Consider the following 24,427-nt stretch of genomic DNA (forward strand, 5'->3'; position numbering starts at 1 on the left):
CGTTTTCTTACAATTGTGATCAGGCTCTCGGATTTACATTTGTCATGTTCAATCTTAAAAAACAGAAAACATGAAAAATTTAATCGTTTACGCACATCCAAACACAGGAAGTTTAAATCACTTTTTCAAACAAATTATTACGGAAAGTCTTGAGGAATCAGGACAGGAAGTTATCGTGCGAGATTTAAACGCAATCCATTTTAATCCTGTTTTATCTTTGGAGGATATGAACGGGCAAAGAGTAGGTGAAATTGCCGGGGAGGTCAAAACCGAACAGGATTTTATCGCATGGGCTGACCGTATTGTTTTTATTTATCCGATTTGGTGGACAGGAATGCCTGCGATTATGAAAGGATACATTGACCGTGTTTTTAGTTATGGATTTGCTTATCGATACGATCAGGGAATTCAGAAAGGTCTATTGACAGGGAAAAAGGCAGTCATAATCAATTCGCATGGGAAATCAAATGCAGAGTACGAATCAATAGGAATGGGTAAAGCATTAGCGCTAACGTCAGACATCGGAATTTTTAATTATTGCGGACTGGAGGTTCAAAAGCATTTTTATTTTGATAAGGCAGACAGAGTTTCTGACGAGAACATTTCAAAATGGAGCAGTCAGATTAAAGAAGTGTTTCAGGGAAAGGTTTTATGTAGTTAATTTGTTATATTTCTGCTTTATAGCTGTTTAAGGCAATTTTTTTGAATTGTTGAAGTTATTTATAAAACCATTTTTTTCTAAAACCTCACCAATCATGCAAAACGTAATTACTGATCTGTCGCGATTTATGCAATTTAATGAAGCGGAAAGTATAGCTTTTAAAAGCATACTTAGATTAAAGAAAATCAAAAAAAATGAGCATCTTTTAGTTGAAGGTGAGGTTTGTAATTTTGGAGTTTTTATTGCGGAAGGTTGTATTCGTTACTATTACTCGCTTGATGGAGTAGAGTCTACCGGAAACTTCTTCTTTGAAAATGACTGGTATTCTGATTTTGAGAGTTTTCTTTACGGAAAGCCTTCATTGCTCAATATAGAAGCTTTGGAAGATTGTGTTTTGTATCTGGCGTACAAACATGATTTTGAAAAACTGGTTGCTGAATATCCTGTATTCAATTCCTTTTTACGAATTATGATGGAAAGAACCATCAAAGGTCTAACCGGCAGAAATATGGCAATGTCTTTATTGTCACATGAAGAACGTTATTTACGTTTTTTAAAGTACTGTCCTAAAGTGGTGGAAAGAGTTTCATTAAAATATATTGCCAGTTATCTGGGAATCCAGCCCGAAAGTTTAAGCCGAATTAGAACCAGAATTACATTGAACAGTAAATCTTAACCCAAGTCAATTTTTAAGAAAATTCGGCTCTTTATTTTTGCTTTTATAACTGTAAAGCAAAATAAAAATGAAAAGAATATTCTTGATTATTATAAGTCTTTTTGGGTGGATTACCTATGCTCAAACGGGTACGGTAAAAGGAAAAATAATCGACAAACAATCTGAAAAACCACTTATCGGAGTTGCTATAGTATTAATTGGCGATGAGAAAAAAAATGCCATTTCAGATGCTGAGGGTAGTTTTAAATTAACAAATGTTCCGGTTGGCCGACAGAGTTTGAGTTTTAGCTTTGAAGGTTATGAAAATACTTCAGTTTCTGATCTTGACATCAACACAGGGAAAGACAACCTGCTGACAGTTTCGATGATGGAAAAGTTCAACACACTGGATGAAATTGTAGTGACTTCAGGTTTAAGTAAAGCCAAACCCATTAATAAAATGGCATTGGTATCGACCAAACAATTTACGACAGAAGAAGTCAATCGATATGCCGGAGGAAGGAGCGATGTGGCACGTTTGGTTTCTAATTTTGCCGGAGTTTCTACCGGAGATGATAGTCGAAACGATATTGTAGTACGTGGAAATTCACCATCGGGAATGTTGTGGAGAATAGAGGGAATGCCGGTTCCGAGTCCCAATCATTTTTCGACCTTGGGAACAACAGGAGGCCCAATTTCGGCTCTGAATCCAAATCTGTTAGCTAATTCTGATTTTTTAACTTCTGCTTTTCCGGCGGAATATGGAAATGCTATTGGAGGTGTTTTTGACCTGAGTTTCCGAAAAGGAAATCCCGATGATTATGAATTCATGCTCAGTGCCGGAGCTTATCCGGGTGTCGAATTTATGGCCGAAGGTCCGCTTGGTAAACAAGGAGGTTCTTTTGTCGCATCGGCACGATATGGCTTTGTTGGGGTTTTAGGTTTAGCGGGTACAGATGCGCAGCCCAATTACAGAGATATTAGTTTTAATGTAGATTTAGGAAAAAGTAAAATCGGGAACTTCTCGCTTTTTGGAATCTACGGAACATCAGACATTGATTTTTTAGGAGATAAAATAGATAAGGAAGATCCTTTTGCGGCTCAGGATGAGGATGCTTATGTTAAATCGGGTTTTGCTTCTTTTGGATTAAAACACAATCTCGAAATTGGAACAAAATCCTATTTGAAAACAATTGTTGGTTTTTCAAATTCGAGCAATTCTTATGAGAATTTCCGCTATTATAATTTCAATACGCCCGATGTAAATCGTTTGCCTTTTACGGATATCAGTAACAATGAAAACAGAGTTACTTTCTCGACTTTGTTCAATTCTAAAATCAATAAAAAAACAACTTTCAGAGCAGGATTGCTTTTTGAGAATTATACACTCGATGCTAAAATGGCTACCCGTGACCGACAGCAGGACAATAATGGCGATGGTTATCCGGACTTTGTACAGCTCATAAATAATAACGGAAATTACAATGTGATTCAACCGTTTGCCCAGGGACAATTTCGTCTGACCGAAAAACTAACCTTTAATGCCGGTATTCACGGGCAGTATTTTTCGATAAACAAAGAGTTTGCTTTCGAACCCAGAGCTGCTTTGGCTTATGCGGTAAACCAAAGGAATACTATTAGTTTTGGTTATGGATTGCATCATCAAAGTGTTGCAGCTCCCATATTATTTCTGAATGAGTGGGTGAACGGAAATCAGGTTCAGACGAACAAGAATTTGGATTTGGTTCAAAGCCAGCATTATGTTTTGGGTTATGATGTACGATTGGCCAGAAAATGGAGGGGAAAAGTAGAAATTTACTATCAGGATATTAGTAAGGCAGGAGTTCAGTCTTTTCCAAGCAGTTATTCAACCTTAACAGAGGGTGCTGATTTTGGTTATTCGATCGATAAAACTTCTTTAATAAGTAAGGGAAGCGGGTACAATCAGGGAATTGAATTTACCGTTGAGAAATTCTTTAGTGAAGGATATTATGCTTTGTTTACTACCTCGCTTTTTGAAAGTAAGTATAAAGGGAGTGATGGTATAGAACGTAATTCACCTTTTAATAATGGATATGTTATCAATCTGTTGGGAGGAAAAGAATTTAGAATAGGGAAGGCGAAGAAAAATGTCTTTTCGATTGACACCAAATTTACCACTGCAGGAGGGCGTTATTACACTCCGGTCGATTTGGTTGCTTCCAATAATGCAGGTTATGAAATAAGAGACGATGCCAATGCATTTAGTAAGCAATATGATCCTTATTTAAGGTTGGATGTAAAGTTTGGAATCAAGTTTAACAGTAAAAGGAAAAAGAGATTTCATCAGTTTTATATTGATTTTCAAAATGTGACCAATCATACCAATATTTTTACCAAAGAATACAATCGTTTAACGAATAGTGTAAATCAGAAAGATCAGATTGGTTTCTCTCCTGATTTTGGATATAAATTTCAATTTTAGAATACTAAGAGTTTAGTAAGTATAAAAATGCAGACAAAAGATCATCCATTGCCTGCATTTTTATGTTTAAGATTCATTTCAAATTTAAACGGGAATTGGACAGAGATTATACTTTTACAATTTCTACCCTGCGGTTTTTTGCTTTGTTCTCTTCGCTTGTATTGTCAACAATTGGTTTGTCAGAACCCCAGCCTTTTGTTTGCAGCCTCGAGGCATTTATCCCTTTAGAAGTTAGTGAAGCTTTTACGGCATTTGCTCTTTGTTCCGAAAGTTTTTTGTTGTGGGCTGCATCACCGCTATTGTCTGTATGACCCTCAATAGCAATTTTAAGGTTAGAATTGGCCGTTAACAATTTCTGAATCTCATCAATTATAGGTGAAGATTCTGTTTTTATAGTAGCCTTATCAGTATCGAAATTAATATACAAAGCGATGTGTCCTTTAGTATCAAGTTCTTTTTTTATGGCATCCGCTTTAATGAGAGAAGCAGTCATCTTAAAAGGTTTTGTTTCTAAAACCATCCATCCTGTCGAAACAGCATCATCATAAGGAGTAAGCTGAATCCAGATGTTTCGGTCTGCACGTCGGATCAAATAGGTTGTCGTGATGGCATTGGCCATAAAACCATAACCATTCATATATTTTACACGATTGTTGTCCGGGATTGTATGAGAAGAATCTGCCGGGACTTTCATTTCAGAGATTTTTACTCCGTCCACACTTTTAATTAATTCATCCAGATTGCGTGTTACTTCAAGTTCACTGTATGATTTCCCTTCTTTTGCTTTAATTCTGGAGTAGAAAATTTTTCCTTCCGGTTTTTCGAAATGATCTTTTACCCAAAAATAAGCAACGTCGTAATCAGCAATATTGTTTTTTGAAGTGTCTTCGTAGTTTTCGGGTAGATTAAAATAAGGAAATGCACCCAGAGGTTTGTCTGAAACCGGAATCGAATTGATATTGAAATTTTTAGCCGATGACGATTCGGAAGTGGTTTCGGTCGTTTGAGGCGATACAAGAGAATCTGTGTTATCTGTCACATCATTCTGTTTTTTGTTGGAATTGCATGCCAGGATGATGCATGCAATTAGAAGCAATGTTAAGGATTTGATTTTCATGAGGTTAGTTTTTAGAGAATCAAAGATAACAAAGCGAAGAGATTTTAACAAAGAAAAAGATTCAATTTAATCGATTTTTTTGATTGTAATGTTTTGAAAAAGTGATGTTTAATGTTTGTTCTGCGTTTTTAGAATAGCTCTAACTGAGTAGGGAGTAATTTAAAAGACATTCGATGATATTTGGTTGTACCGTATTTTTTAATGGCTTCGCGATGTTCCGTTGTGGGATAGCCTTTGTTTTTTTTCCAGTTGTACATTGGGAATTCTTCATGAATTTTATCCATGTATTCATCACGATAGGTTTTAGCAAGAACCGAAGCCGCCGCAATACTTAAAAATTTAGCATCACCTTTTATGATACTTTGATTAGGGATTGATTTTAGTAATTCAATTTCAGTTGAAGAGAATTGTTTGCCAACCGTATTTCTTAATCCTAGTTTGGCATTCAGCGATCGGTTTCCGTCAACAATAATAAATTCAGGAGCAGGGCTTAGCTTTAATACACATTCCTGCATTCCTTTCATTGAAGCATTCAGAATGTTTATTTCATCAATCTCATCAGGCAGTAAATGTGTAACGGCAAAACAGATGGCCTGCTCTTCTATAATAGGTCTTAATAAGAATCGTGCTTTTTCAGACAATTGTTTGCTGTCGTTCAAAATTTGGTTTTCAAAATTGGCAGGTAGAATTACGGCCGCTGCAGTTACCGGACCAGCCAGACATCCCCGGCCTGCTTCATCAGTTCCGGTTTCTAAAAGGTATCCTGAGAAGTTTTTTTGAAGCATTTTCTGAGTTTTTATATTCAAGGTCACAAATATTGTAAATTTTTTTAAGAGTGCTAGAAAACTTTTTTAAATAATAGCTTGGATTTGCGAAAAAGAAAATAAAAGATTCAATTTTTATAGGGTTCATAAAAGCCCCCCTTGTTTTTTAAGAGGCTTGCTTTTTCGCGGGTTCAAGTGTTAAAACCATGTTAAGTGTTAAATTCACATAAATTTATGTTTTTGGCATAAATTAAGGAATATTGCTACTAAAAAGAATAGAATCTAAATAAATTATGATAGATCTTGTTATATGTTTAGGAATTTAGGCTAAAAATAAGTTAAAAAATTTTGGTGTTTTAAGAAATAATTAAGATGTTTGCGCCATACTAATTCAAAATAAATTAAAATGAAATTAAAATTTAAATGGATTTTTACGCTGGTTGTGGCGTTGTCTATGCAGTTTTCTTTTGCTCAGGAGAGAACTGTTACTGGAAAAGTCTCTGATAAAACAGGGGTAATTCCGGGAGTAAATGTTCTTGTGAAAGGGTCTAAAGTAAGTACTCAAACTGATTTTGACGGAAGTTATTCCATAAAGGCAAAGACAGGTGATGTTTTAGTTTATTCGTATGTTGGTATGAATAACAAACAAGTAACTGTTGGTTCTTCAAATTCAGTGAATGTAGTGCTGGAGTCAGAAGCTCAATTAATGAATGAGGTTGTAGTGGTAGGTTACGGTGTACAAAAGAGAAAGGAAGTAACTGGTTCGATCTCTAAAATTGCCGGAAGTGACATCTCTAATCTTGTAACTCCGAGTTTCGAAGGAGTATTAGCAGGTAGAGCAACTGGGGTTCAGGTTGTAACTAACACCGGACTTATTGGAGCTGCTCCAAGAATTAGAATTAGAGGTATCGGATCTATCTCAGGTAGTACAGAGCCGTTAATTGTTGTTGATGGTATTCCAATTTATTCTGGTGATATTGGAGGGGTTGCTCCTACAAATGGTTTGGCAGATATCAATCCGGACGATATTGAATCTTTTGATATTTTAAAAGATGGTGCTGCAACTGCGATTTATGGATCCAGAGCTGCGAACGGAGTTGTTTTGATTACTACTAAGAGCGGAAAGAAAGGGACTCTTAAAGTTTCTTACTCAAGTGTTTTTGGTGTTGCAAGTGCTGCTAAGAAATATGATTTGTTAGAAACTCCTGATTTTCTGGTAATTTCTAATGAAAAAAGAACTAACAGAGGGTTATCTCCTTGGGCTGTTGGAAATACTTACAATACAGACTGGCAAGGTGCTGTTTTAAGAAATGCACCTCAAATGACGCATAATCTTAATTTCAGTGGAGGTTCTGATAAAACAAAATACTATTTATCTTTAGGATATACTGATTTAGAAGGTATCAATTTAGCTAATAATATGAAGAAATATTCAATTAGAGCTAATATTGATCAGGATATCAACAGATGGTTAAGTTTTGGTACAAATTTAAGTGTAAACAGAACAGAATATAATGGATTGAATAGTGGTGCAAATAGTTTATCTGGTAACTTTTTTAATACTATCAGACAGTTGCCAAATACTCCTATTTATGATGCTCTTGATCCAACAGGTTATAATCTTTCGCCAAATAATGCAACGGTTGGTCAATGGGATAACTTAGCTCCGGTAGGAGATAATATTACCAATATTATTTATGTATTAAAGAATAATAAATACGAGTCAACAACAACGAGAATTATTGCAAGCCTTTTTGCAAATGCAAAAATTACTTCTGATTTAAGTTATAAATTACAGGTAAGTGCAGATAATGCTTCAACAGATGGATACCAATTCTGGAATCCTGTACACGGAGACGGACGTTCATCGAATGGTAGTGTTTATCAGGACAATACAGGGCTTTTGAGATGGAACTGGCAGAATATTTTGAATTACAAACATACTTTTGCTGAAGATCACAATCTGGGAGTAACCGGTGTTGCTGAATATCAAAAATCAAGAACTAAGATTTTCTGGGGATCTGGAAGTGATATTATTGGTGATTTCTTTAATAAAAACTTAGTGAGTAATACTTATAATACCAGAGATTCCGGTGGTGGTGTTACTGAAAAAGGAATTATATCTTATTTAGGACGTGTTACTTATAACTACAAAGAGAAGTATTTTATTCAGGGATCTCTTAGACGTGACGGAATTTCTCAATTCGAATCAGATGTTAGATACCATAATTTCCCTGGAGTTTCTGCAGGTTGGACAGTTTCTAAGGAAAATTTTATGCAGCCAATCAGTAATACGCTTTCTGATTTGAAATTAAGAGGATCTTATTCTCAGGTTGGTAACGTTGAGGTTTTAGGTGGTGCTTCTTATCCTTCAAAAGATCTTACAATTGGTTCTCCATACGGTTCTTCTAATGGTATTGGGTATTGGCAATTTAGTAACCCTTTATTGGAATGGGAAACTTCAACTAAAGTTGATTTTGGTTTAGATTTAGGATTGTTTAACAATCGTTTGACATTATCATTTGATTATTTTAAGAACAATATCGATAATTTAGTTTTGGCGGCACCACAACCTCCATCCATCGGTATTCCTAATAACGTAGTCAATCAGAATGTTGGTAAGATGTACAATCAGGGATATGAGTTTGCGGCTACTTTTAAGGCAATTAATAATGAAAACTTTAAATGGGATGTCTCTTCTAATTTAACACTTACTAAAAATAAAGTTACGGCTTTATACCAAGGACAGCCAATCATAGGCGGATCGTCTACAGATACAAGTATTGCTCCAAATATTATTATTCAACAGGGAGAATCAATTAACTCTTTATATGGATTTAGATACTGGGGAGTTAATAAAGCAAATGGTAACCCTGTTTATTACAAAGCAGATGGTAGTTTAGTACAAGGAAACCTTCCAGGTGCGACTTATTCTGTTTTTGATCCAAATAATCCGGCAGCAGCAGGTGCAACAGCATCATTAACTGCTTCAGACAGAACTATTTTAGGAAATACATTACCAACTTATTACGGATCTGTTAGCTCTAACATGAAATATAAAAATCTTGATTTTGGTTTTATGTTCAGATTTAGCGGCGGTAACAAAATTTTCAATGCTACCAGAAGAGAGTTAATGAACCAAAACTTTAACAACAATGGAACAGAAATTTTAGGAAGATGGCAAAGTGTTGATAATCCAGGAGATGGATGGACACCAAGATTGTATTCAGGTACTAATACTACTACAAACCTTAGCGGAAGTGCATCTACTCGTTTTGTTGAAAAAGCTGATTTTATCTCACTTGATAACATAAGTATTGGTTATACATTACCTAAAATGTTGTTAGATAAAATTAAAGTAGATAACTTCAGACTATTTGTTCAGGCACAAAATATCTGGCTGATTTCAGATTACAAAGGTTTAAATCCTGAAATGGAAACATCTGGAGTAGATGTTAACGGAACTCCGCGTTCTAAAGTAATTTCAGTTGGATTAAATGTAAGTTTATAATAAATACATATGAAAAATATAATAAAAACAATTTTACTTTCTGTAGCTGTGCTCGGGATGAGTTCATGTTCAGAAGACAAGATATTGGATTTAAAACCAGTAAATAACATTTTAAGTCCTGATGCTTTTACAACACCAACTTTGATTGAGAGTTATATGAACGGTGTTTACAATGCGGCAGCTATTGGTCAATACAACTCTACCGGTGCAAACGGAGGTAGAGGTTATGTTTGGGGAGCTGCGTATGTAGAGCAGGGAGAATGTAGAGGTGAAGATGTTGTTAATATGGCTACATTTTATGATTTGACATATAGCTCGACTTTTGATGCAACTTCAGCAAACAATGTTTACTATTGGGTGGATGGTTACAGATTAATTAACAGATGTAACCTTATGATTGAGGGTACAACAGATGCTGTTGCGAAAGGGATCATCACTAAAGCAGCTGGAGACGATTATATTGGTCAGTGTAAATTTTTAAGAGCAATTACACATTTAGAATTGCTTACTTATTTTGCAAGACCATATAATGATACCCCAGGGGCAACTCACGCAGGTATCCCTTATAGAGTAGTTGGGGTTAATACACAAGCTGAAATTGACTCAGAAACAGTAAAACCTAGAAATACGGTAGCTGATTGTTATACCAAAATTTTGGCTGATTTAAATGATGCAGAAACTTTAATTACTACAGGTAATTCAACTGCATTTGCATCAAGAGTTGTGGGTAGAGCTTCTAAGTGGGCAGCAATTGCTTTCAAAACGAGATTGTATCTTCAAAAAAGAGACTGGGCAAATGTAATTGTGGAAGGGAATAAGCTAACTGGAGCTTTTGCATTAACAGCAGATCCTTATGCTCCATTTCAAAATACTACTGGTCGTAATACAAGTAACTCTGAGTCTATTTTCTCTATTCAGCATGCTGCTACTTCTAATCCAGGTGTAAATGCTGCATTAGCCAGTATGTTAAAAGACAGAGCTCTGGTTTGTATTAGCCCTATTATATGGAGAGATGCCGATTGGAAGACTGATGATAAACGAAGAGAAGAAGGAAAATTTATCTATACTGCAGCAGGTATTAAATACACGAATAAATATACAGATGTTACTAACCGTACAGATGCTGCACCGGTTATCAGATATGCTGAAGTAGTATTGAATATGGCTGAAGCTCAGGCACGTTTGTCAAATTCAGCACCAGCTCTAACTTTGTTGAACTCTGTAAGAAACAGATCTTTAGCTAATCCTTTTCCAACTGCAGGAAACCCAGTTGGGCAGGCTTATACAGCCGCTTCATTTGCTACAGATGCTGATTTGGTTAAAGCGATTCTAAAAGAAAGAAGAATCGAATTTTTACAGGAAGGCCGAAGATGGACCGATATTCATAGATTACAAAAAGATCCAATTGCAAGTGTTGCGACCAACGGAGTTCCTGCTAAAGTGGCTAGTGCTGCTACACCTCCTACAGCTGCATTTGTTTTAGGTAATAGTTTTGCGATTACAACTCCTGTTGCTGCGATACCATATGATGACTTTAGATTTTTGTGGCCAATACCTCAAATTGAAATGAATACTAATCCAGGACTAGGACAAAATCCAGGATGGAATTAAGATAAATATTTTGATTTTTTTTGAAAGCCCCCAATCATTTTTTTGATTGGGGGTTTTTGTTTTCATAATTTGGATTGAAAAAGAATCCAGATAACAATGATTTGTTTTTTTATACGTTTTTATCTTTTACCTTTGCTTGATAAATTTTATCCAAATAATTACCTATAAAACAATCAAATGAGAATATTCATTTTTCTATATCTTTTACTAGTACCGGCTTTTATGTTTTCGCAGGAAAAGAAGATTCCTAAAAGTAATTTAGACATGAACACCAAATACTCAAGTATAACAGATACAGTAAAAAAGAAAAAATCTAAAATTGCTACCATAGATCAGTATCAGATTATCACATTGGAACACGATACAACCTATGTTGATACCTCGCTAACTTTAAAGAGTGCTTACAAACAAAATCACCTTAGAAAAGACGATTTCGGACTTTTGGCTTTCTCGAATATCGGACAGACATTTAATACATTACAATACAGTCTGACCAGTTTTTCTCCTTATCCTGAAATTGGTTTTAGTGGTAAACATTTTAATTATATGCAGGCCGATCAGATTAATTATTATTCGGCGGCTACTCCTTTAACAGAATTGTTCTTTAATACTACTATTAATAAAGGACAAAACGTAGACTCCTTTATTACCTTGAACACCTCAAAAAATCTTAATTTCTCGATTGCATACAAAGGTCTCCGCTCAGAAGGAGATTATATCAATCAGCTGGTAAGTGCCGGAAATTTTAGGTTTACAACCAGTTATGCTACAACGGATAAAAGATATGCTATAAATGCACATTATACGTATCAGGATATTTCTAATGAAGAGAATGGAGGGATTACGACCCCTACAGATTTTGAAAGTGATAACAAGGATTATAAGAACCGTCAGCGATTACAAGTGTATCTTACAGATGCCAAATCCTTTTTAAAAGGAAGACGTTTGTTTTTTGATCATGCATTCAGAGTAAATCCAAAGAACGGAAACAACAATTTATATGTAACACACCAGTTTAATTACGAAAATAAACTTTTTGAGTACAATCAGGCAACATTAACTTCAACTGTTGGTAATGGGACGACGTTTCAGCGCTTTGGAGATTCATATGTCACAAGCGGTATTAACGATAAAACGAAATACGAAAGGCTTTACAATAAGGCAGGACTAGCTTACGAAAACTCTCTTCTGGGAAAATTTAATTTTTTTGTAGACGATTACAGATCCAATTACGAGTATGGGAGAATTATTGTGAGAGCAGACAAGTCAGTTGTCCCGGATAATTTATTTGTGCAAATTAATAATTTCGGAGGTCAGTACGAATACCAAAAAAATAAATGGAACGGTCGTTTTTTATATTCAAGATCGATTACAAATCAGTCACTTTCTAACTTAGATGCGAAACTGAGATACGATATGACTGATAAAATTCAGTTTGATTTCAGATATCGTAACATCAATAAATTGCCAAACAACAATTTCAATTTATACCAAAGCAGTTACACGGAATACAACTGGTCGCATAATTTCAAAAATGAAAAAATTAATTCGCTTAGTGCCAATGTTTCAACACCTTGGCTAAATGCAGAAGTTCAATATACCGTTTTAAATGATCATCTTTATTTCAGAGATAAATCTACTGATGCTCAGGCAGCTGCACATATTCAGATAATTGAGCCGGCTCAATATGGGAATGCGATTAATTATCTGGAGATTAAAGCAAGCCGTGAGTTTAAATTTGGCCGATTTGCATTAGATAACACACTTTTATATCAAAAAGTAGGTCAATCGGATTTGATTCTTAATGTACCAGATTTTGTGACCAGAAACACGTTCTATTACTCGGGTTACTTTTTTAAGAAAGCATTGTACATGCAATCCGGAGTTGTATTCAATTATTTTACAAAATATTACGGGAATGACTATAATCCGGTAATAGGAGAGTTCTTTGTTCAGAATGATAAAAAGATTGGCGGTTATCCGTTATTCGATCTTTTTCTAAATGCCAGAATTCGTCAGACCCGATTTTATTTTAAAGCAGAACATATAAACGCTTTATTCTCAAAAAGCGATTATTATTCAGCACCTAATAATCCATATCGTGATTTCGTAATCCGATTTGGTTTGGTTTGGAATTTCTTCCAATAAGATTAGGCGCTTCATAGATTAAAAACCAAATATTAAAATTCAAATAGAAATGGACTTTTCAAAAAACATTTTAGAAACAATAGGTAATACACCATTGGTAAAACTCAACAAAATTGTTGCTGAAATAGATGCACTGGTATTGGCAAAAGTCGAAACATTTAATCCCGGAAATTCTGTTAAAGACAGAATGGCTGTGAAAATGATTGAAGATGCAGAGGCAGATGGCCGATTAAAACCGGGAGGAACTATTATTGAAGGTACTTCGGGAAATACAGGAATGGGATTAGCACTTGTAGCAATCATCAAAGGTTACAAACTGATCTGTGTAATGTCTGACAAACAGTCGAAAGAAAAAATGGATATCTTACGTGCAGTAGGAGCTAAAGTGGTAGTTTGTCCTACCGATGTAGAGCCTACCGATCCACGTTCTTACTACTCGGTTTCAAAACGTCTGGCTAGTGAAACACCGAATTCATGGTATGTAAATCAATACGATAACTTGTCTAATGCATTGGCGCATTATGAGCAAACCGGACCGGAAATTTGGAAACAGACTGAGGGAAAGATTACTCATTTTGTAGTGGGAGTAGGAACAGGAGGAACCATTTCGGGAGTTGGAAAATACTTAAAAGAGCAAAATCCAAATATTAAGATCTGGGGAATTGATACCTATGGTTCTGTTTTTAAAAAATACCATGAAACAGGAATTTTCGACGAGAATGAAATCTATTCTTATATCACAGAAGGAATTGGGGAAGATATTCTGCCTAAAAACGTAGATTTCTCTTTAATTGACGGATTTACCAAAGTAACGGATAAAGATGCAGCGGTCTACACCAGAAAAATTGCATTAGAAGAAGCCATTTTTGTTGGAAATTCGGCAGGAGCCTGTATAAAAGGATTGTTGCAGTTAAAAGAGCATTTCAAACCGGATGATGTTGTCGTAGTATTATTTCATGACTCTGGAAGCCGTTATGTAGGTAAAATGTTTAATGACGACTGGATGCGCGAACGTGGTTTCCTGGAAGAAAATGTTACAAAAGCAGAAGACGTTATTAAAGATCATATCGATAAACAATTAATTGTTGTTCGTACCGAAGAATTGGTTTCTCACGCCATCGAACGTATGCGTAAGTATAAAATTTCCCAAATTCCGGTTGTAGATATCAATGGATTTGTTGGTTCTGTTGACGAAACGGATTTGTTCAGAAGTTACGTTGCAGATAAAAACGTTGCTGAAAAACCGATTAAAGAAGTAATGGGTAAACCTTTTCCAATTGTAAAACTAGGAACTCCAATCGAAGAAGTTTCGAAGCTGTTCACGAAAGAAAATGACGCCGTTTTAGTAGATCTTGGAAACGGAAGCTATCATATTATTACAAAGTATGATATCATCGGGTCAATAAAATAAGATCCTTTTTATACCTTTTTTAAATCCATAAATCTAGTTTTAAGTGACTGGATTTGTGGATTTTTTGTATGCATATAAATCAGATTAGGTGTTTCAGTATAGATTTTAAGTAGATGAAAAATATTTTTTGTAAGAATATTAGTAAAATTTATTAATTTAGGACAGTGTAATCATTGTACAAGCCTGAATTATGAAAGAAGATTTTCTTCATTACCTGTGGAGATTCAAAAAGTTTGAAACTCTGGACCTTAGAACTACTCAAAATGAACCGCTCATCATTATTAAAACGGGTGATTATCTGGAACTTTCCGGACCGGATTTCTTCAATGCTCAAATTATAATAGGAAATCAAAAATGGGCCGGCAATGTCGAAATACATCTCAAGTCTTCAGATTGGTATGTACACGGTCACGAAAAAGATACCGCTTATGACAATGTAATTCTGCATGTGGTTTGGGAACACGATACAGAGATTTTTGAAAAGAATAATACTGAGATTCCGGTTTTGGTTTTAAAAGAGTATACATCTAAAGAAATGGTCACTAATTACAATGCTCTTATAGCACCCAAATCATGGATATTTTGCGAAAAAAGTATCACTGAAATTGACGAGTTTGTTTTTAAAATCTGGCAGGAAAGACTATTCTTTGAGCGTTTAGAGCGCAAAGCAACATTTATTTACGATTTGCTGGAGGAATACAAGCAGGATTGGGAAGCAGTTTTATTCTCCTTGTTCGCAAGGAATTTTGGATTGAATACCAATGGAAATTCTTTTCTGCAAATGGCAAAATCCCTTCCGTTTTCGATTGTCAGAAAGGAAAGTTTTGAAGTTGAAAATCTCGAAGCGCTGTTTTTTGGCACCATTGGATTATTAGACTCCGAGAAAGAAGATGTGTATTTTGCCGATTTAAAAATAAGGTATTATTATCTGTTGAACAAATACCAGTTAAAAAGACATCCTATAGATCCCATTCAGTTTTATAAGCATCGTCCGGATAATTTCCCAACCATTCGGCTCTCACAATTGGCTAATTTATATCAAAAGCAAAATCTGTTTTCAAAAGTAATTGCTGCAAAATCAGTGGAGGAAGTGCGTAAGCTGTTAATAGTATCGGCAAATCCGTATTGGCAGAATCATTATCAGTTTGATAAAGAAAGTTCCAGGAAACCAAAGGCTTTATCTCACGCATTTATAGATTTACTGATTATAAATACGATCATTCCACTTCAGTTTGCCTATGCGACAACAAGAGATGAATCAATCTCTGAGGAGTTAATTTCCTTTATGAATCAGGTTGCACCAGAGAAAAATGCGATTGTTAGCAAATTTGAATTCTTTGGAGTAAAGGCTGAAAATGCTTTTGAAACTCAGGCGCTTTTAGAACTTAAAAAAGAATATTGTAATCAGAAAGCATGTTTAAGATGTGCATTAGGAGTTGAGTTACTCAAGAATAATTAGAGAATTAGATAATTTGAGAATGTGGAAATGAGATAATTTTATATTTTTGTGAGGATAGTTTGGTCTAAATTCTACAATCAAAAATCTACAATCAAAAATCAAAAGTATGTCCGCTATTTTAAAACTTAAATTCTTTTTTGAAAAATATGGTTTTCATGTATCTTCAAGATTAGCTGATAAACTTGGGATGCGTGTGACAAGTGTGAGATTGTTTTTTATTTACATTTCATTTGTTACCGCCGGGCTTGGATTCGGAATTTACCTTACTCTGGCTTTTTGGATTCGTTTAAAAGATCTGATTCGTGCAAAGCGCACTTCAGTATTTGATTTATAAAAAAAGCTCCAAATTTTAAAATTTGGAGCTTTTTTAATTTGATAGAATAATAGTTATTCTGTTTCGTTATTGTTAAGTCTTGATCTCTTCTTACTGTATCCGAAATAAACCAAAATACCAACTGCCAACCAGCCAAGTGAAAGTAGTTGAGCATCATGGCTTAAATTGATCATTAAGTAAGTATTGATAGCGATACCTAAAACCGCAATGATCGGTAAAGCAGGTACCTTAAAAGTTCTTGTTAATTGAGGTTGTTTTACCCTTAAAATCCAAACCGCGATACAAACCATTGTAAAAGCAAACAACGTTCCAAAACTTGTCATATCGGCTAATTTATTAATAGGTGTAAAAGCAGCAACTGTAGCAATAATACCACCTAAGATGATTAGGTTGGTTTTTGGAGTTCCTGAAAGAGGGTTTACTTTAGAAAACACCGCAGGAATTAATCCATCTTTCGACATACCAAGGAAAATTCGGGATTGTCCCATAATCATTACCATTAATACCGAAACAAGACCTACTGTTGCAGCAATTGTGATGATAAAACCAGCCCATCCTTGTCCGGCAATATCAAATGCATACGCAACAGGAGCTTTAATAGCGTCCGGATATTTTCCTAGTGGGTTAAAATCTTTGTAGTTCATCATTCCTGTTAGTACTAAAGAAACAAGAATATATAAGGTAGTACAGATTAATAAAGAAGCAATAATGGCAAACGGAACATCTTTTTTAGGGTTTACAGCTTCTCCTGCCTGAGTTGAAACAGCATCGAAACCTACATAAGCAAAGAAAATTGCAGCAGCACCGGAAACAATTCCTCCAATACCATAAGCATTATGAGTGGTCTCTTTTTCTATAATCTGGGTAGCCGCCGGAATAAACGGACTCCAGTTTGCAGTATTGATAAAGAAAAGTCCGGCGATAATTACAAATATTACAGCAGAAACTTTAAGAATTACAATAAAATTGTTTGCTTTTGCAGCACTTTTAGTTCCTTTAATAAGTAAAGAAATAACCAAAACGACAATTAAAAAAGCCGGAAGGTTCATAGAAAAACCCTCTCCGGAGTAACTGGCAGGGTCTGTTGTCAGCCATTCGGGTAAATGAATGTGAAACATTTTAAGCAGTTTGTTGAAATATCCGGACCAGGAAACGGCGACGGTCATCGATCCCATTGCGTATTCGAGAATAAGTCCCCAGCCGATAATCCAGGCGAAAATTTCCCCAATTGTTCCATATGCGTAGGCATAAGCAGAACCTTCAACAGGCAAAATAGAGGCAAACTCAGAATAACAAAGAGCTGCGAAAACACAGGCAATCCCTGCAATGATGAAGGAAACAGCTAAGGCCGGACCAGCGTGGTAATAAGCTCCGGTACCTGTAAGTACAAAAATTCCTCCTCCAATAATGGCGCCAACACCAATGGCTGTAAGGCTCCATTTTCCTAAAACTCTTTTTAAATCACTTTTTTTCATATCGGCCTCAAAGGCTGATATAGGTTTAACTCTCCAAATTGACATATATTATATTGGTTTATTTGTTACTAAGCACCAAATGTATCGTTTTTTGTAAAAAATAAAAACAATTATCTCATTTTTAGTTGTAAAATATTAAATATTTTGACAAAACCTCCGTTTATCAATGTTTCCGGGCTGAGATTCATTAAATTAATAAGATATAAATAATGAAAAATGTAATTTTTTAAAACGCAATATTTTTGCTAATTTTCTTAATAAAGCTTCGGTTTTTTCTTATTTTAGCAATTTTTAAAATGAAAGAAAATTTTTAATAAAATGAATATAGGGTGTTTTGAAGTTCTTTTAAAGTTTACAAAAGAACAGCGTAAAGGAGTTTTTGTACTTTTTGTTATTATAGCTCTGCTGCAGGCAGTTTACTTTCTTGTTGATTTTGATATTTCGGAGAAGATTGTTCCAGAGGAAAAGCAATGGATGACTTTGCAGTCTGAAATAGATTCTTTAAAGTTTTTAAAGTCTGAAGAGAAGAGAAAGGTCTATGCTTTTAATCCAAATTTCATTACTGATTACAAAGCGTACAAATTAGGAATGTCTGTCCAGGAGATAGATCGTCTGTTGGCGTTTCGAAAAGAGAACAAATATGTAAATTCAGCAAAAGAATTTCAGGAAGTCACAAAAATCTCAGATTCTTTACTAGATGTAATTTCTCCACTTTTTAAATTTCCGGACTGGGTTAAGAATAAATCAAGTCATAAGGAGGAAAGAAACGAGTTTGTAAAAGAACCTGCTTGTAAAAAGGAGAAAATTGTAGTTCTGGATATTAATAGTGCTACTCAGGAAGATCTGGTAAAGATCTATGGCATAGGAGAAGCATTATCGCTAAGGATACTTAAGCAAAGAGAAGTTTTGGGAGGTTTTGTTTCGATGGAACAAATCAATGAGGTTTGGGGACTCTCATCAGAGGTTGTAAAAGAATTGGACGCTCATTTTAAAGTGGTAATTCCTTCCTCTTTAAAAAAAATCCCCATAAACGAAGCTTCTTTAAAAGAGTTAGCAAAGTTTCCTTACTTCCGATATGCATTGGCCAAAGAAATTGTAACGTACCGAAGTATGAATGGAAATATTAATAATATTGAGGATTTGTCAAAAATTAAAGGTTTTCCTATTGAAAAAGCAAAAATAATTAGTTTATATTTGGAGTTCTAAAAAAAAACAGAATTACAATGGATTTTCAATATAATGAAACGCAATTGATGATTGCGCAATCAATAAAAGATTTTGCTGAGAAGAATATCCGTCCAAATATCATGGAATGGGATGAATCTCAAATTTTCCCGGTTTCCCTTTTTAAGCAATTGGGAGAAATGGGTTTTATGGGAGTTTTGGTTCCCGAAGAATACGGAGGTTCCGGTTTAGGATACCACGAATATATCACCGTTGTAGAAGAGATCGCAAAAGTTGATCCTTCAATTGGTTTATCTGTTGCGGCTCATAATTCATTATGCACCAATCATATTTTAACTTTCGGTAACGAAGAACAAAAGAAAAAATGGCTGCCAAAATTGGCAACTGCGGAACATATTGGAGCCTGGGGATTAACTGAGCATAATACCGGTTCAGATGCGGGCGGAATGAATACGACCGCAGTTAAAGATGGTGATGAATGGATTATAAACGGAGCGAAAAACTTCATTACACACGCTATTTCTGGAGATATTGCGGTAGTAATAGTTCGCACCGGTGAAAAAGGAGATTCAAAAGGAATGACAGCTTTTGTTTTGGAGAAAGGAATGAAAGGATTTAGTTCAGGCAAAAAAGAAAATAAACTAGGAATGCGTGCCAGTGAAACTGCCGAGTTGGTTTTTGACGGCTGTCGTGTTCCGGATGCAAACAGATTAGGAGAAGTAGGACAAGGATTTGTTCAGGCGATGAAAATATTAGACGGGGGACGAATTTCAATTGGAGCTTTATCTCTGGGAATTTCAAAAGGAGCATATGAAGCCGCTTTGAAATATTCCAAAGAGAGATATCAATTTGGTCAGCCGATCAGTAATTTTCAGGGTATATCCTTCAAATTGGCTGATATGGCTACTGAAATAGAAGCGTCGGAATTGTTATTGCATAAGGCAGCCTATTTAAAGCAGCAGCATAAGCCAGTTACAACATTAGGAGCTATGGCGAAGATGTATGCTTCCGAAGCTTGTGTGAAAATTGCCAATGAGGCGGTTCAGATTCATGGAGGTTATGGTTATACGAAAGATTTCCCGGTAGAGAAATTTTACAGAGATTCTAAACTGTGTACCATTGGAGAAGGAACAACTGAAATTCAAAAAGTGGTTATTTCCAGAAATTTGTTGAAAGAATAGGTTTTGTTAGATGTGAGAATGTGAGATGTGCAGTGAGTTAGATATGTAAAGTAGCAGTTTACTTTTTACATTTTCATATTTTACAAAAAAAATCGTAATTTATAACTCATAATTCATAATTAATACATACTTTTGCAGCCTTAACGAGAGGAGGTGTCAATATTATGTTAATTATACCAATTAAAGACGGAGAAAATATCGATAGAGCATTAAAGCGCTATAAAAGAAAATTTGATAAAACAGGAACTGTTCGTCAATTAAGAGCACGTACTGCTTTTATTAAGCCTTCTGTTATCAAAAGAGCTCAAATTCAAAAAGCGGCTTACATTCAAACATTGAAAGATAGTTTAGAGAGTTAATAGCAGCTTTTGTTAAAATAATTACCGTTAGTCATCAAAATGAATTAATTTTGGTACTAACGGTTTTTTTTGTGTTTAATTTTAAGCTGGGTTAGTTTTTTTTAATCGGCTAACAGGTGTTGTAAGGATTGTGTTTTTATGAAATCAAATATAGAGGCGTTTCGTGATTATCTGGAGTTGGAGAAGAAGTATTCGGTTCATACTGTTACGGCTTATTTGAATGATGTTTTGTCTTTTAAAGAGTTTAATAGTGTTAATTTTGAACAGGAGGGTATTGAGGGGGTGAATTATAGTCAGATTAGAAGTTGGGTGGTTTCTTTGGTAGATGAAGGTGTTTCTAATGTTTCTGTCAATCGAAAAATGTCGGCTTTGAAAGCTTTTTATCGGTTTCTTTTGAAAACAAAGCAAATTGAAGTGAATCCGATGTTAAAGCATAAAGCATTGAAAACGCCTAAGATTATTCAGATTCCTTTTTCTGAAAAAGAGTTGACAGATTTGTTGCTGGAGGTTGGTGATCCTTGTGGGTTTGAAGAGGTTCGGGATAGGCTTATTGTAGATCTTTTTTATGCTACGGGAATAAGACGGGCTGAGTTGATTCATTTGAAGAAACATGATGTTGATTTGTCTTCCGGATTGTTGAAGGTTTTGGGTAAGAGAAATAAAGAGCGTATTGTTCCGATGTTGCCAATAATTGCGGGACAGATGAAGTTGTATTTGCAGGAAAGGGCTTTGGTAGAGAAGATAGTAGATGATGATTATTTTTTTATTTCAGGCAGAGGGTTAAAATTGAGTGAATCTTTTGTGTATCGTTTAATAAATTCTTACTTTAGTAGGGTCTCTGAAAAGGTAAAAAAGAGTCCGCATGTGCTCCGGCATACTTTTGCAACTCATTTATTAAATAACGGAGCGGATTTAAATTCAGTTAAGGAATTATTGGGGCATTCGAGTTTAGCGTCTACACAGGTTTATACTCACAATAGTTTAGCGGAGCTTAAAAAAGTGTATGCAAATGCGCATCCTAGGAATAAACAATAGTTCTGAAATGTTTAACCCTAAAATTTGTATTATGAAGGTAGATGTTCATGCAGTTAACTTTACTGTTGACAGAAAATTGGTAGATTTTATTCAGGAGAGAATGGATAAATTGGAGAAATATTATGATCGTGTTGTTTCGGCAGATGTTTTTTTAAAAGTTGAAAGAACAAGTGATAAAGAGAATAAGGCAGTAGAGATTAAGATTAATGTACCGGGGGATGATTTTTTGGTTAAAAAGCAGTGTAAGACATTTGAAGAGGCGGTTGAGCTTTCAGCAGAATCTTTAGAAAGATTGCTTGTCAAAAGGAAAGAAAAAATAAGAGCGCATATATAATTGAAATTTTTTTTAAAAAATGTTTTGATTCAAAGATAAAATAGCTACATTTGCAGTCCGTTAGAAATAGCGGACTTTTTTAATGTAATTGCCGATGTAGCTCAGCTGGCTAGAGCAGCTGATTTGTAATCAGCAGGTCGTGGGTTCGAGTCCCTCTATCGGCTCAAAAATATTTCAAATGCGATTTGAAATAGGTTCTTTAAAATTATTGAAAAGGTTTGTGGTTAGTGGGTGAAGTTTTTAGATTAAATTTAAAATCAGAATTCTCAAATCATAAATTGTTAAGGGGAGATACTCAAGCGGCCAACGAGGGCAGACTGTAAATCTGCTGTGTGAACTTCGCAGGTTCGAATCCTGCTCTCCCCACAAATAAAGAAGTAGTTTAGGTTTTGGGCTATGGTTTTCAGGTGTTTCATCCGGAATCTAAATTCAAAAGTAAGAACTCTCTGCCGACTTAGCTCAGGGGTAGAGTGCTTCCTTGGTAAGGAAGAGGTCACGGGTTCAAATCCCGTAGTTGGCTCAAGTAAGTAGGAAATTGAAAATTAATATATAACTAAGATTAAAAATTAAGTAAAATGGCAAAGGAGAATTTTAATCGTTCCAAACCGCACTTAAACATAGGTACAATTGGACACGTGGATCACGGAAAAACTACATTAACTGCAGCAATTACAAAAGTATTGTCTGATGCTGGTTACTGTCAAGCAAAATCGTTTGATCAAATCGATAACGCTCCAGAGGAGAAAGAAAGAGGTATTACTATTAATACATCACACGTAGAGTATGAAACAGCTAACCGTCACTACGCTCACGTTGACTGTCCAGGTCACGCGGATTACGTAAAGAACATGGTTACTGGTGCTGCTCAAATGGACGGAGCTATCTTAGTAGTTGCTGCTACAGATGGTCCAATGCCACAAACTCGTGAGCACATCCTTTTAGGTCGTCAGGTTGGTATTCCAAGAATCGTTGTTTTCATGAACAAAGTGGATATGGTTGATGATGCTGAGTTATTAGAGCTTGTTGAGATGGAAATTAGAGATTTATTATCTTTCTACGAATATGATGGAGATAATGGTCCTGTAGTTCAAGGTTCTGCTTTAGGAGGATTGAACAATGATCCAAACTGGGTTCCTAAAATTATTGAATTAATGGAAGCTGTTGATGCTTGGATCGAAGAGCCGGTACGTGACGTAGCTAAGCCATTCTTGATGCCAGTTGAGGACGTATTTACAATTACAGGTCGTGGAACTGTTGCTACAGGTCGTATCGAAACTGGAGTTGCTAACACTGGAGATCCTGTTGAAATCATTGGTATGGGAGCTGAAAAATTAACTTCTACTATTACAGGAGTTGAGATGTTCCGTAAAATCCTTGACAGAGGTGAAGCTGGAGATAACGTAGGTTTATTGTTAAGAGGTATTGATAAAGCTGATATCAAAAGAGGTATGGTTATTATTAAGCCAGGTTCAGTAAAACCACACTCTCAATTCAAAGCTGAGGTTTATATCTTGAAAAAAGAAGAAGGTGGACGTCACACTCCATTCCACAATAACTACCGTCCGCAGTTCTACGTACGTACAACTGACGTAACAGGAGTTATTACTTTACCAGAAGGAGTAGAGATGGTAATGCCAGGAGACAACTTGACTATCAATGTTGCTTTGTTAAGCCCAATCGCTATGAACGTAGGTTTACGTTTTGCTATCCGTGAAGGTGGTAGAACAGTAGGTGCTGGACAGGTTACTGAAATCGTAGAGTAATTCTATAATAATAAAAACAAAAGCCAGCTGGTTTCTAATTGAAATCACTGGCTTTTAATTACGGGCGTAGTTCAAGGGTAGAATAGCGGTCTCCAAAACCGTTGATGGGGGTTCGAATCCCTCCGCCCGTGCAATAAAAAAATATATCAAATGACAAAAGTTACTAATTATTTATCAGAGGCTTTCGAAGAGTTAAAGTCAAATGTTACTTGGCCAGCTTGGGCTGAGGTTCAAAAATTGACAATTGTTGTGGCTGTATTTTCGATTCTGTTCGCTTTGGCAACATGGGGAGTAGACGAATTTTTTGCAAAAGCTTTGGCTGGATTTTTTAACTGGTTAAAAGGATAATTTTTTTGTGATGGCAGATAATAATGTGAAAAAATGGTATGTGGTTAGAGCTGTAAGCGGACAAGAGAATAAAGTCAAAGCTTACATCGAAACTGAGATTGCCAGACTAGGGATGGAGGATTATGTTTCCCAGGTTTTAGTGCCTACTGAAAAAGTAGTTACGGTAAAAGATGGGAAGAAATCATCTAAGGATAAAGTTTATTTCCCTGGATATGTTATGATCGAAGCCAATTTAGTTGGTGAGATACCTCATATTATTAAGTCAATTACCAGTGTAATTGGGTTTCTAGGTGAGATCAAAGGTGGGGAACCAGTTCCTTTGAGACTTTCTGAAGTAAATAGAATGTTAGGTAAAGTAGATGAGTTGGCAGTTAACACAGATACTCGCTCTATTCCTTTCAGCCTTGGTGAAACTGTAAAAGTGATCGATGGTCCTTTTAACGGGTTTAACGGTTCGGTTGAAAAAATTAATGAAGAAAAGCGTAAACTTGAAGTTATGGTTAAGATTTTCGGAAGAAAAACACCATTAGAATTAAGTTTTATGCAAGTTGAAAAAGTATAATTTTTTGTTACACTATAATAAACCATTGTAATCGCTTCCATTGATTACAA

At 35.4% G+C, this 24,427-nt stretch carries 20 protein-coding genes and 4 tRNA genes; 21 read left to right on the forward strand and 3 right to left on the reverse strand.

Annotated elements, in window-relative coordinates:
* Positions 1-70: 70 nt before the first annotated feature.
* The 3 genes from ACAM30_RS13140 (at position 71) to ACAM30_RS13150 (ending at position 3,780) form a co-directional block, all read left to right on the forward strand.
* Positions 71-661, forward strand: a complete 591-nt coding sequence (locus tag ACAM30_RS13140) for an NAD(P)H-dependent oxidoreductase (RefSeq protein WP_369615080.1) — start codon at positions 71-73, stop codon at positions 659-661.
* A 94-nt stretch (positions 662-755) separates the two neighbouring features.
* Positions 756-1,337, forward strand: coding sequence for a Crp/Fnr family transcriptional regulator (locus ACAM30_RS13145; RefSeq protein WP_369615081.1), 582 nt, complete (start codon positions 756-758; stop codon positions 1,335-1,337).
* A gap of 67 nt (positions 1,338-1,404) precedes the next feature.
* The gene (locus tag ACAM30_RS13150; protein WP_369615082.1) at positions 1,405-3,780 is read left to right on the forward strand and encodes a carboxypeptidase-like regulatory domain-containing protein; all 2,376 of its coding nucleotides are present in this window, start codon (positions 1,405-1,407) and stop codon (positions 3,778-3,780) included.
* 106 nt (positions 3,781-3,886) lie between these two features.
* Here the strand turns inward: ACAM30_RS13150 and ACAM30_RS13155 are convergent, their stop codons facing one another.
* Positions 3,887-4,897: an OmpA family protein gene (locus ACAM30_RS13155; protein WP_369615083.1), complete on the reverse strand. Its 1,011-nt coding sequence runs from the start codon at positions 4,895-4,897 to the stop codon at positions 3,887-3,889.
* 128 nt (positions 4,898-5,025) lie between these two features.
* Positions 5,026-5,682, reverse strand: a complete 657-nt coding sequence (locus ACAM30_RS13160; protein ID WP_369615084.1) for a ribonuclease HII — start codon at positions 5,680-5,682, stop codon at positions 5,026-5,028.
* Positions 5,683-6,067: 385 nt separating this feature from the next.
* Here ACAM30_RS13160 and ACAM30_RS13165 point away from each other — a divergent pair, with 385 nt between their 5' ends.
* From ACAM30_RS13165 to ACAM30_RS13190, 6 genes are all read left to right on the forward strand, one after another.
* Entirely contained in the window at positions 6,068-9,172 is a 3,105-nt protein-coding gene (locus ACAM30_RS13165; protein ID WP_369615085.1) for a SusC/RagA family TonB-linked outer membrane protein, read from the forward strand.
* A 9-nt stretch (positions 9,173-9,181) separates the two neighbouring features.
* Positions 9,182-10,783, forward strand: coding sequence for a RagB/SusD family nutrient uptake outer membrane protein (locus tag ACAM30_RS13170; protein ID WP_369615086.1), 1,602 nt, complete (start codon positions 9,182-9,184; stop codon positions 10,781-10,783).
* Positions 10,784-10,960: 177 nt separating this feature from the next.
* The gene (locus tag ACAM30_RS13175; protein ID WP_369615087.1) at positions 10,961-12,931 is read left to right on the forward strand and encodes a putative porin; all 1,971 of its coding nucleotides are present in this window, start codon (positions 10,961-10,963) and stop codon (positions 12,929-12,931) included.
* A gap of 49 nt (positions 12,932-12,980) precedes the next feature.
* Positions 12,981-14,342 (forward strand): pyridoxal-phosphate dependent enzyme, encoded by a 1,362-nt coding sequence (locus tag ACAM30_RS13180; protein ID WP_369615088.1) that lies wholly within the window; start codon positions 12,981-12,983, stop codon positions 14,340-14,342.
* 190 nt (positions 14,343-14,532) lie between these two features.
* Positions 14,533-15,801 (forward strand): DUF2851 family protein, encoded by a 1,269-nt coding sequence (locus ACAM30_RS13185; RefSeq protein ID WP_369615089.1) that lies wholly within the window; start codon positions 14,533-14,535, stop codon positions 15,799-15,801.
* Between the two features lie 106 nt (positions 15,802-15,907).
* Positions 15,908-16,135, forward strand: a complete 228-nt coding sequence (locus ACAM30_RS13190; RefSeq protein ID WP_026985787.1) for a PspC family transcriptional regulator — start codon at positions 15,908-15,910, stop codon at positions 16,133-16,135.
* A 53-nt stretch (positions 16,136-16,188) separates the two neighbouring features.
* Here ACAM30_RS13190 and ACAM30_RS13195 read toward each other — a convergent pair whose 3' ends face one another.
* Positions 16,189-17,655 (reverse strand): APC family permease, encoded by a 1,467-nt coding sequence (locus ACAM30_RS13195; protein ID WP_369615090.1) that lies wholly within the window; start codon positions 17,653-17,655, stop codon positions 16,189-16,191.
* Between the two features lie 273 nt (positions 17,656-17,928).
* On the opposite strand from ACAM30_RS13195, the gene ACAM30_RS13200 reads away from it, so the two are divergent.
* The 12 genes from ACAM30_RS13200 to nusG all read left to right on the forward strand — a co-directional run bounded on the left by ACAM30_RS13200 (position 17,929) and on the right by nusG (position 24,377).
* Complete coding sequence (locus ACAM30_RS13200) at positions 17,929-18,816, forward strand: ComEA family DNA-binding protein (protein WP_369615091.1); 888 nt, start codon at positions 17,929-17,931, stop codon at positions 18,814-18,816.
* A 17-nt stretch (positions 18,817-18,833) separates the two neighbouring features.
* The gene (locus ACAM30_RS13205) at positions 18,834-19,976 is read left to right on the forward strand and encodes an acyl-CoA dehydrogenase family protein (RefSeq protein WP_369615092.1); all 1,143 of its coding nucleotides are present in this window, start codon (positions 18,834-18,836) and stop codon (positions 19,974-19,976) included.
* A 164-nt stretch (positions 19,977-20,140) separates the two neighbouring features.
* A complete protein-coding gene (rpsU, locus tag ACAM30_RS13210) occupies positions 20,141-20,335 on the forward strand; it encodes a 30S ribosomal protein S21 (RefSeq protein ID WP_070905495.1) in 195 nt (64 codons plus the stop codon).
* 138 nt (positions 20,336-20,473) lie between these two features.
* Positions 20,474-21,370, forward strand: coding sequence for a tyrosine-type recombinase/integrase (locus ACAM30_RS13215; protein WP_369615093.1), 897 nt, complete (start codon positions 20,474-20,476; stop codon positions 21,368-21,370).
* A 31-nt stretch (positions 21,371-21,401) separates the two neighbouring features.
* Positions 21,402-21,704 carry a ribosome-associated translation inhibitor RaiA gene (gene raiA, locus ACAM30_RS13220; RefSeq protein ID WP_017496722.1) on the forward strand — a complete coding sequence of 101 codons (303 nt, stop codon included), beginning with the start codon at positions 21,402-21,404 and terminating at the stop codon, positions 21,702-21,704.
* Positions 21,705-21,794: 90 nt separating this feature from the next.
* Positions 21,795-21,868: transfer RNA gene (locus ACAM30_RS13225), tRNA-Thr, on the forward strand.
* A 121-nt stretch (positions 21,869-21,989) separates the two neighbouring features.
* Positions 21,990-22,070, forward strand: a tRNA-Tyr gene (locus ACAM30_RS13230).
* Positions 22,071-22,152: 82 nt separating this feature from the next.
* Positions 22,153-22,224: transfer RNA gene (locus ACAM30_RS13235), tRNA-Thr, on the forward strand.
* Positions 22,225-22,279: 55 nt separating this feature from the next.
* The gene (tuf, locus tag ACAM30_RS13240; protein WP_369615094.1) at positions 22,280-23,467 is read left to right on the forward strand and encodes an elongation factor Tu; all 1,188 of its coding nucleotides are present in this window, start codon (positions 22,280-22,282) and stop codon (positions 23,465-23,467) included.
* Positions 23,468-23,527: 60 nt separating this feature from the next.
* Positions 23,528-23,598, forward strand: a tRNA-Trp gene (locus ACAM30_RS13245).
* A 19-nt stretch (positions 23,599-23,617) separates the two neighbouring features.
* Positions 23,618-23,815 (forward strand): preprotein translocase subunit SecE, encoded by a 198-nt coding sequence (gene secE / locus ACAM30_RS13250; RefSeq protein WP_008466927.1) that lies wholly within the window; start codon positions 23,618-23,620, stop codon positions 23,813-23,815.
* 10 nt (positions 23,816-23,825) lie between these two features.
* Positions 23,826-24,377: a transcription termination/antitermination protein NusG gene (gene nusG, locus ACAM30_RS13255; protein WP_369615095.1), complete on the forward strand. Its 552-nt coding sequence runs from the start codon at positions 23,826-23,828 to the stop codon at positions 24,375-24,377.
* Positions 24,378-24,427 lie beyond the last annotated feature (50 nt).

It is taken from the genome of Flavobacterium sp. CFS9 (assembly GCF_041154745.1).
Lineage (GTDB): Bacteria > Bacteroidota > Bacteroidia > Flavobacteriales > Flavobacteriaceae > Flavobacterium.